10 protein-coding genes and 1 pseudogene are annotated in these 9,897 nt (G+C 40.8%); 6 read left to right on the top strand and 5 right to left on the bottom strand.

Going from position 1 to position 9,897, the window contains the following annotated elements; genetic code table 11:
• Together BM146_RS02445 and BM146_RS02440 are read right to left on the bottom strand one after the other, a co-directional pair.
• Positions 1-199, bottom strand: a pseudogene (locus tag BM146_RS02445) (IS5/IS1182 family transposase); the annotation flags it as partial.
• A 120-nt stretch (positions 200-319) separates the two neighbouring features.
• On the bottom strand, positions 320-1,390 hold the full coding sequence (locus tag BM146_RS02440) for an alpha/beta hydrolase-fold protein (protein WP_074883813.1): 1,071 nt from the start codon (positions 1,388-1,390) through the stop codon (positions 320-322).
• Between the two features lie 109 nt (positions 1,391-1,499).
• Here BM146_RS02440 and BM146_RS02435 point away from each other — a divergent pair, with 109 nt between their 5' ends.
• From BM146_RS02435 to BM146_RS02430, 3 genes are all read left to right on the top strand, one after another.
• On the top strand, positions 1,500-1,898 hold the full coding sequence (locus BM146_RS02435; RefSeq protein WP_074883810.1) for a hypothetical protein: 399 nt from the start codon (positions 1,500-1,502) through the stop codon (positions 1,896-1,898).
• A 198-nt stretch (positions 1,899-2,096) separates the two neighbouring features.
• Entirely contained in the window at positions 2,097-2,228 is a 132-nt protein-coding gene (locus BM146_RS20140; protein ID WP_278308487.1) for a hypothetical protein, read from the top strand.
• A gap of 120 nt (positions 2,229-2,348) precedes the next feature.
• Positions 2,349-2,576, top strand: a complete 228-nt coding sequence (locus tag BM146_RS02430) for a hypothetical protein (protein ID WP_074883806.1) — start codon at positions 2,349-2,351, stop codon at positions 2,574-2,576.
• 127 nt (positions 2,577-2,703) lie between these two features.
• On the opposite strand, the gene BM146_RS02425 is transcribed toward BM146_RS02430, so the two are convergent.
• Both BM146_RS02425 and BM146_RS19315 read right to left on the bottom strand, forming a co-directional pair.
• A complete protein-coding gene (locus BM146_RS02425; RefSeq protein WP_074883803.1) occupies positions 2,704-2,883 on the bottom strand; it encodes a hypothetical protein in 180 nt (59 codons plus the stop codon).
• 38 nt (positions 2,884-2,921) lie between these two features.
• Positions 2,922-3,095, bottom strand: coding sequence for a hypothetical protein (locus BM146_RS19315; RefSeq protein ID WP_177201566.1), 174 nt, complete (start codon positions 3,093-3,095; stop codon positions 2,922-2,924).
• Between the two features lie 398 nt (positions 3,096-3,493).
• Here BM146_RS19315 and BM146_RS02420 point away from each other — a divergent pair, with 398 nt between their 5' ends.
• From BM146_RS02420 to BM146_RS02410, 3 genes are all read left to right on the top strand, one after another.
• Positions 3,494-3,694, top strand: a complete 201-nt coding sequence (locus BM146_RS02420; RefSeq protein ID WP_074883801.1) for a hypothetical protein — start codon at positions 3,494-3,496, stop codon at positions 3,692-3,694.
• Positions 3,695-4,315: 621 nt separating this feature from the next.
• Positions 4,316-5,578: a hypothetical protein gene (locus BM146_RS02415; protein ID WP_074883798.1), complete on the top strand. Its 1,263-nt coding sequence runs from the start codon at positions 4,316-4,318 to the stop codon at positions 5,576-5,578.
• Between the two features lie 200 nt (positions 5,579-5,778).
• Positions 5,779-6,789: a tyrosine-type recombinase/integrase gene (locus tag BM146_RS02410; protein WP_074883794.1), complete on the top strand. Its 1,011-nt coding sequence runs from the start codon at positions 5,779-5,781 to the stop codon at positions 6,787-6,789.
• Here the strand turns inward: BM146_RS02410 and BM146_RS02405 are convergent, their stop codons facing one another.
• Positions 6,790-9,882 (bottom strand): response regulator, encoded by a 3,093-nt coding sequence (locus tag BM146_RS02405; protein ID WP_074883791.1) that lies wholly within the window; start codon positions 9,880-9,882, stop codon positions 6,790-6,792.
• Positions 9,883-9,897: the final 15 nt, after the last annotated feature.

The following is a 9,897-nucleotide window of genomic DNA, read 5'->3' as shown; positions in this document are numbered from 1 at the left end:
GACGCGGTGAGGCCTGACTCTTTCTGATTCTGTCATAAGTCTCATAAAGATCAGAAAGATTCATCTCCTCCACAAATGCACTAACCAGGCGTACCGGATCATCAGATGGAATAGATATTTCTATGTCTAGCGGAAGTTTGATTTGATGATACAAGGAAGATACTGTATAATCTCCTTGTAAGATTTGGTTTAGTCGCATAAACATATTTTACAGCAAAAACCAGGCTTTTCGAAGCCTGGTTTTTGTGTTTTGGGCATAAAAAGGGAGCTGAGCACTAATTACTTAGTGCGACAGCCCCTTTTTATCTTTTATATGTGATTATTTATAGAATACCAGTAGTGAGTTATACAAATCCACTAACCAGCTCTTATATATGTGCGCGCCATCCTTGAGAACCACATATGCGAAGTTTTCTCCGTCTGTGAAGGTATCGGGCATTTCAGCTTTTACCTTATCCATGAATTCATCGTGGTTTGGTTTTGCGAAGTCCATCTTACCGTTTCCGTTGTACCAGAACTTAATAGGATAGTCTTTATAATCTTGTGTAAGAGCTGTCCTGAATGTTTCAAACTCCTGCCATATTCCGGAATAGTTGCCAAAATATGCGAAGATATCAGCATTATCGGTAAGGCCAGAACGGGCAACTGTCATGGAACCTCTTGACAATCCTGCGAATGCTCTGTGATCTCTTGTTGCCACAAGATTCGATTCCGATACATCTTTCCTTGCATAAGTACTATATGTGCTCTCTACAGTGGGGATGATATTGTTTCTGAGTTCCTGGCCGAAGTATACAGGCCAAATGTTCTGAGAGTTGTCGACTTCGCCGCCGTCTTCAGCTTCGGAAGTATAAATATAGCTGTCGCTTCTCTTTTCAGCAAGTGCCTTTGCTTCGTTATCTCCAAGTTCATGACCGTCTACCATTGAATAGTAGGTGGGACATACAACAATGAGGGGATCGCAAAGTCCGTTTTTTATCATGTTGTCCAGTACGTTTAAGGTTTCTGAACCCCACTGTACAAGCCAGAAATCTTCCATGGGTCCATCTGCGTCGCCTTCCGTTCCGTGGAGCAGGTAAAGAACATTGTACGTTTGTGACTCGTCATAGTTGTAAGGGAGATATACACTCATTTTTTTGTGAATTGTCTCATTAAGCCCCAGCAGATCATTGACTGCATAAGCCGGAGTGTCATACTCCAGGGATACGACTGAACCCTTCTGGTCACACTCAGTTTTTAATTCATCGATACCTGTGTTTTTCATGGCAAATTCCCACTTGTATTCTGTGGCCGCAGGACTGACCTGAGGCTCTGGGGCTTTGTTGCCGCAGCCTGACAGGACCATGACTGACAAGGCAGCAGCAAAAATGCTTCGTATTTTTCTTTTCATAGTTTCCTCTCCATTTATTTTTTCTTTGATGTTACAGGAGAGGGTACTTCTGCTCAATAAAACAGGCATTAACTGTAAATAAACAGGCACAATCCGTATCTTTGAACAGATGCAGGAAGGCAGCGCCTCTTTTTCGGAAGAAGAGCTAAAAGAGCTCAACGAGATGATCTCAGAGTTTGGTGAGGAAGAGCTTAAAGAGCTCGAAGAAGCTATGGAAATGCTTGAAACCATGGAAGTGGTAAATCCTCACATGAGCAAGGAGGACCTGGAGGAACTAAAGCGCAAACACAGGGCTTCAGAAGATAAGGCCATCATGAAGGCCAATATGGAATACCTCAAAGATATGATAAAGCATGAACTTGGAAAGAACGTCTCCAAGCCCGGTATGGGTGGCAGCGGTATTTCCCCTGCTACATCCATGAGCATGCCCCAGGGAATGGGGATTGGGATGGGAATGGATATCTCAGCACCACAGGCTTCAGTGCCATCATTTGATATCCAAATATGAAAAGTTTTATGGCTAAAGACGCCAATTGCCATTTTATTAATTGGTTCGTATAAATTATTAACCAAAGTAAATTCGGTGTCGATATAGACTTTATGAGGTGCAGTTATTGCTGATAAAAACATAAAAAAAATTTCAGATGAGGAACTTGAAGAGGTTGCTGGTGGAGGACATCGTCCTGGTGCTGGTCCATTCACAAAGATGGCAAGAGCGGAAGAACGAAAAAAGAAAGCCTTTGTGGAAGAAGCCAAAAAACGACTTAACCCAAACGACCCTTTGTCTTGGTTCCAAACAGTAGTGGATTTGTTCGATGAAAGAGGCGGAATAAAATAAGAATATCTATTTTTTAAGAAGGTAGCACGGTTATATAGTAGATTACAGTTATTTATTATCACAGATTCTTTTCATTTCTATAGTTAATGAAAATGATATTTAGTCGAAGGAGGATTCATTATGTCAGAAAATAATAAGAAAAATTTAGTGGATGAAGAACTCGAAAATGTAACTGGTGGTAGAGGACATGGTACCCACCATTCAAGTGCATATTTTGAAGCGATGAAGCGTCAGAAGAAAGTTGAACAACTGGCAAAAGAAGCAGTAGGACGAATGAATCCAAACGATCCTACATCTTGGTTTCAAACAGTCAGTGACGTATTCGATGAAAACGCCAGAAACCAATAAGAATATGTATTATATTTTTATTATAGATAAGAAATGCGCTTGTTTTGTCAGGCGCATTTTTTACTTTGCATTAATTCATGCATTCTAGCCCACTAATGCAGTTCCTAAAATAAAGTGTATGCTCTTATTAATTGATCAACAGCACCGGCAGGGCTATTGAAATTACGATTAGTGAAGCTGACACGATGCTCTTAATCCGTTCATTTACGGCTCTGGGGTCTTTGTAGTGTCCATTTATGAGAAGTGCATCATAGGTCCTGGGAACAGGCTTTCCAAAAGTTCTTGGTATATAAGTCTCGCTCTGCAATGATATTTCCTCCGTGTCCTCTTAAAGGCGGTTGATCATCAGCTTTCTTTTAAGAGTTCATTTCTAAGGGCATTCTCAAGCATATCTGAAAATGAGATTGAAGCGAGGATGGAACTGCCTGTATATCTCCTCGTCATATCCTTAGTGGAAGGCTCGATGTTGTTAACAGCTGCGTTCATGTTTGTTCTAAGTGACAAAACATCAATATTCATAGGCTACCTCCTTGTACAGCCTATCAAACTACAACATTTTGTATCTATAATTAGAATATACACTATATATTCTAAAATGTGTGTTAAATAACTGGGAAAGATTTATGACGGAAACAAATATATAAAAGCCACCGTATGGTGGCTGGGTCTAAGGGAGGATGGCTGTGAACAATATGGCACAGCCTGTGTGTTATGAAAAAGTTATGTTCTTATGAGGGGGTTCAGGAAGGTGTTTTGTTCTTCCTGATATGTTTATGATAGTTTTTTATCCTTAAAACAAACTTAATGAGTTGTGAAGCAAATGTGAAGTATAATCATATATAAAGGCATTCATGATCGACAAATTTTAGAATTTTTGGAGAAAATGTACATTGTTTTTATGTAGAGGAAAAGAGGGTATGAAAAAGAACGAGAGAGCATTTTTAGTTAATGTAATGTGGGTGCCACTGTTTGTCGGTATTATGACAGCGGATCTTTCGAAAAATCCAGGTGTAAATCCATACATAATTGCTGTCTTAATGGGAGTAATTGGTATGGCTATGTGTTACTTGGACTATAAGGTGTTTATGAAAAAGAGTTCTCCAGCGAAAACAATGTAACAAAATAATCTATGATGTAGGATAACACTTAACTTTCAGGATTATGTACAAATTGAGCTGGTGTAAAACTGCCTCTATCTAATAGGTTTCATTTAGTGGCAGTTCAATTTTAGGTTGTGGTTCTGCCTATATTCCGAGTGATGCTGATATAGGTAGTTGATTATTCTGGATGATTTCTGCCTATATTTTGAGTTTTATTGATATAGGCAGTTGAAATTTGAGTTGTTATTCTGCTTCTTTTGATATGTTTGCGATATAGGCAGAATAATTAAGAAAAAATAAACTGCCTATATTTATAAAAATGTGATAGAAGCAGAAAGACAGGCCTAAAAAATACTGCCACTATTAAATAAACTACAATAAAGGCAGTACAGCCTTATTAAATCGACTGCTATTTTAACAAGTTCAAGAAAAGTGGCAGAAGCAGAATAAAATGCAATAGTTCTATCGGAATATAACGTAGCTTTGAGCCTCTTCCAATAGGTGGTGCAAGCCTAGGCTTTAATATTACATACAGGGATGGCAAATATGAGATTGGATATATAGAGCTGGATACTCCGGATAGTACTTTCTAACAACGCATATTTCAGTTTGTAAATACGAGAATAGGAGGACAAAAGATTGAAAGAATTGACGCGCGGCGATGTATTGCATGTATATGGAAGCTTTGGACTAAATATGGATTACACTGTAAGACTGTGTGTGCGAATGAAAGATGAGATAAACGGTGAGATGCTTTCAGAAGCGGTGAGAAATACTTCAAAGCGCTATCCTTATCTATCCTTGCAGATGAAGAGGGACGAAAACCGGATATATTATGAGGATAACCCCAAAGAAATTGCACTTATAAATGACAATAAAAGAATCAACTTGAACAGCGAAGAGTCCAATTATCATGTATGGGCTGTATGCTATAGGGACGATTTTATCTATCTTGACATATATCACGGCCTTCTTGACGGGACCGGTATGTATATGGTCCTTTCAACCTTGCTTTATGAGTATTGCTCAAGAAGGTATGGTGTAACGGATCACAGGGGCGTTCGCACACTTGAGGATGAAGTGCGTCCTGAAGAAGCAATAGACCCTATGGATTACCTTCCCGAGATAGATCTGTCAAATGTTGCCACACCTTCATATACGCCCGCATTCTCCCTGGAGAAAGATGCAGGGTTTCATACAGCAGATCTTAACCTTATGGATATTGAGATCTCAGAAGCTGATTTTCTCAAGTATACATCCGCAAACGATGCGAGCCCGGGAACGATGATAGCTCTTTTAAATGCCAGAGTGATAGATTCGCTTTACCCTGACCGGGATAAGAAAATCATGGGCTCATATATAATAAATGCACGACCTATGCTTGGAGCTACAATCACACATCACAACTGTGTTAGTACGGTTTTTCTTGATTACAGCGACAAAATAAGAAACATGCCATTCGACAGGCAATGCACAGTTTACCGTGGAAAGACGTTTATTCAGAGCGATTCTGAACGGGTAGCCGGAGCTATGACTTTTTCTGCTAACCGAAACCGTCTAATGCTTGATTCAGCTCCAACTCTTGCTGAAAAATATGATGTATTTGCAAGGTCTCTCTCAGGAGGACGTTTGCTTTTCACATATATGGTAAGCTATGTTGGAAAATGGAAGTATAAAGCTGTTGAAGAATATATCTCCGAATTCTGGACTCACGTACCAAGCGCCAATGCCTTGCTTACTGAAGTTGCAGCAGTCGGAGGAAGGATTTTCCTAACTGTACATCAAAGATTTGAGGAAGATATCATAATTCAGAGTCTGCTTGATGAGCTTAAAAGAAATGGTATCTCCCACAAAGTACACAAAAATATCCCTGCAGACAATGCGCATTTCCCTTTGCCGTAAAACAGGTGGCGAAGTTCGAAACTCTGCAGCCATGTCATATAGTCATTAAACAGAGTAATTTCATCAAATGGAGAAAGAGGAGTGATAATTTGGTAGGAATAGACTTTTTCGCAAAATTCTAGTTTTACGAAAAGCGAACCTTGTGATATAATAGCTATATCAGATATATTTAGATAGTTATTTGTTCGGGGGTTATTTTTATGCCAGCTAATAAGATCAATTATTCGGATAAGATCAATGAACTGTTAAGCGAAATGCCTGATTTTGTAAGTGACTTTATTTACAACTTCGGCCGCGTTGAAAATTATGCTACCAAGCTTGAATATTGTCGTGACATAAAAGTTTATCTTGAATATATTGTAAATTTCCTTCCAGCATATTGTGACAAAGAAATCAAGGATCTGACCATAAATGACATTGCCAATATTGAAATCCTTGATATAAACCGTTTTTTGACGACTTTATCCGGTAATCATAAGGAATCGACTGTCAAAAGAAAACGTGCATCTCTTTCGAGTATGTATGGCTTTTTTGTGGCTACAGGCAAGGTCTCACGTAATCCAATTGCCGCTACTAAGACAATTAAAATTCCTGAAAAGGATGTTATTTATTTAACAAACGATGAACAGCGAGTTTTACTCGATACTGTTCGCCATGGAACCAAGCTACATGATTCTGTTGCTAAGGTTCATTATATATACGCAGATCGGGATTCAGCAATGTTTATTTTGCTCCTTGACACAGGACTTCGAGTTTCTGAGATGCTTGATACCGATATTATTGACTACAATCTCGAGGATTGCAGCGTTATTGTTACCAGAAAAGGTGGCGATACTCAAATTGTATATTTTTCTGATGAATGCAGGGATTATCTTGAAATCTATTTTTCATCACAAAAGGCAAAATTTGGACTAAATAATCTTAAATTCCCTGCTTTTACTACTACTTCCGGTAATCGCCTGGGAGTACGAGCTGTAGAGATTTTGGTAAAAAAATATGTATCTGTGTGCCTTCCTGAAAAGGCAAGGATTATATCTCCTCACAAATTAAGATCAAGTTTTGCAATGAGTTTTTATGCTGCAAGTGATAACAATATTCTGCTTCTTAAGAAAAAAATGAACCATAAGAGCATTCAGACAACAAATATTTACGCTAAAGCCTCTGATACAGCAATGAAGGACTCCAGATCACTTCTTCAGGGACTTAGATGATTACAAATTTCCGCTAGCTGGTTTTATAAGTTTCTCCAGGGTCTCAAACAAAACTGCCGGCTCAACAGGTTTACTCAGATGTGCATTGAGTCCTGCCTGAAGGCTCAGCTGAACATCCTCATCAAAGGCATTGGCTGTCAGGGCAATAATAGGTATAGAAGCAGAGTCCTCCCTTCCCAGAGCTCTGATGTTTCTGGTGGCTGTAAGGCCGTCCATCTCAGGCATTCTCATATCCATGAGGATTGCATCGTAGTAGCCCTCTGGCTTGTTCTTGTACAGTTCAACAGCCTCTTTTCCGTTGACTGCATGATCTGCCTCAATCTTTCTCATGGAAAGAACCTTCATCATGATCTGGGCATTGACCTCAATATCCTCAGCCAGAATCACACGCCTGCCTTCAAGCTCAGCTTTCCTGATACTTTCCGCAGCTATCTTTTTCTTTTTAAGTACGTTCTTAAACTCGTTTATGAGATTCTCGGTAAACAGAGGCTTTGCAATAAAGCTGTCCACACCGGCGTCCATGGCTTCTTCGTATATATCATCCCAGTTATAGGCTGTAAGAATGATCACAGCTGTATCTGCACCTATTAACGAGCGGATGTTTTTGGCTGTCTCAACACCGTCCATCTCAGGCATCTGCCAGTCGACAATTATAAGGTTGTAGGGTTCCTGTCTTGCCTGAGAGAGTTTCACCATCTTGATGGCTTCGCTTCCTGACGTGACAGCCTCTGAATGAATTCCGGCCTGATTCATGACAAGCCTCGCCTGATCGCAGGCAAGAGGGTCATCATCTATGACAAGAACCTTCATGTCCTCGGGATGAACCTCGAGATCATCGTTATCATCTGCCAGCACCCTTTCAGAATCCCTTAATGTTACGTTTACAGTGAAGGTTGTTCCAACATTCTTTTCACTCTCGACGCTTATCTCGCCATTCATCATCTCGACAATTCTCTTGGTGATGGCCATTCCAAGGCCGGAACTGCCATATTTGTTGGTAGTTCCTGCATTTTCCTGAGTAAACGCATCGAATATCTTGGGCAGATATTCCTTGCTCATACCTATTCCGGTATCTTTTATCTTGAACTGGATCGTGGACCTGTCATCAAATCCACCTGTCTTTTCCACGGTAAACTCAACGCTTCCGCCCTCAGGGGTAAACTTCACGGCGTTTCCGAGAATATTGATAAGAACCTGTCTGAGCTTGGTGTTGTCACCGATGTAATAGTCATTTAAGTGTCCTTTAATGTGGCAGTTATACTCAAGGCCTTTTTCCTGGCACTGTCCGCTGAATATTACATTTATCTGCTCAATGAGTTTGGAGAATGCAAACTCCTCATTCTTAAGCGACATACGTCCCGACTCGATCCTGGACATATCAAGAATATCGTTTATAAGACTAAGAAGATGCTGTGCGCTGGTTCCTATCTTTTCGAGATAATCCTTGGTTGTATCGGAAATATCCGGCTCATTGAGGGCAAGGGAATCAAGGCCTATGATGGCATTCATAGGCGTTCTTATCTCATGGCTCATGCTTGATAAGAATACAGTCTTTGCTCTTGATGCCTCTTCAGCAGTCTTGAGGGCATCTGAAAGAGCCTGATTCTTGGCAAGAGAGTCCCTCATCTCCTCGTCTATATCAGAAAATCCTACACCTATCGCATTTATTGAGTCATCATTTCTCGCAGAGCCGGTTCTGGCATCAGCCATTCTGAGCATTTCATAGCTCTCGACTCCATCCTTTTTGACCAGATATCTGAAGGCAATAAGAGGGCTTTCCTTTAAGCTTTTACGGATATTCTCAGGCTTGATAAACTCAAGGAACTGCTCTCTATAGTCCTCGGATACGAATTTATTGGCATACTCGGTAAAGCCCTCAGAGAAGGCAAAAACATCATCCTTGCGGATATTGTCATGAGCATCATCATTGCTAAAGCAGGTGGCACTGTCCTTGCTGAGATTTACGTAGTACACGCTCCTGTAGTCGGAAGCAAGCGCTGTGATCATCCTGTCAAGCCTTGCCCTCTGCTTTTCCTGCTCAAGAAGTTCATCCTGAAGGGCAATCCTCTCCTCAAGTTCCTGCTGCACAACCTCCGAGGTCTCTTTTTCCATGGCTAGCTTGGTGGCTTTTCTGGTCTGAACCAGCATCATGAAAAAAACAGCCGAAAGAACAATGGTAGTCAACAATGCAAGAACCAGGCTCCTCTTTATGATACCCTCTGATATCTCATCAATCTGCTGGCTGATAACGCTCTCCCTGATAAGGTATGTCAGCATCCAGTTTGTCCTGTGTACGGGAACATAGTACAAGGTCTCCTGTACACCGTTATAGGTAAAAGAAACTACACCGGTATGTCCGTTTTCGAAATCTTTCCTGAGATCTTCTACAGTTCTGTCATTTTCGATGTCAGCGGCTTCAAAAGCGGATAAGAGGTTATCCTCACTGGCAAGTCCCCCCAATACCATATTGGCAACCGAGTATCCGTCGGGAGTGTAAATATTACAGAAGGTGGTATTGTTGGAGCCTGACTCAAAAGAAAGATTAGCGAGCATGTGCTCCATGTCCATCTCCATAAAGCAGGCAACAAGGTTATGTCCCTCATAAGGAAGACGATCCGTGGGAACTGCAATGACGACCTTTGTGTTGTCACCATCCTCATTCTTCAATGAGATTTCAGGTCCGGAAAGAGTCTGATAGTCGAAATGATACTGATCTATATCTGTTCTGGTCCCCCTGGAGGTATAAATAAGTCCTGTTTCATCAACAAAGGCAAATTTTTCAAGGTCATAGAGCTGTTTCATCCTAAGCTGATATGCCTGGAGATTTGCTGTGCTTGAGAGGTCCTCCGGAGTCATAAGTCCTATGGCCACATCAAGGTCACTAATATAGTCATTTAAAGTTGACGCCAAAACCTGTTCTCTTCTGCCAGCCAACTCCTCAAGATATAAAATACTTACGTTTCGAACTGCCTTCCTGGCGCCTGAACTTGCACTTCGTCCAGTCCAAATCGTTCCGATAATCATAATTGCAACCACTATAATGCTTCCAATGATAGCAAGAGACATGATCTTTTTAGTATTTACACCCTTCATATACCGCCTCCGGTT

The sequence above is a fragment of the Butyrivibrio proteoclasticus genome, from assembly GCF_900115735.1.
Lineage (GTDB): Bacteria > Bacillota > Clostridia > Lachnospirales > Lachnospiraceae > Butyrivibrio > Butyrivibrio proteoclasticus_B.
The sequence above is the reverse complement of the archived record's forward strand: the minus strand, read 5'-3'. Positions and strand labels throughout refer to the sequence as shown.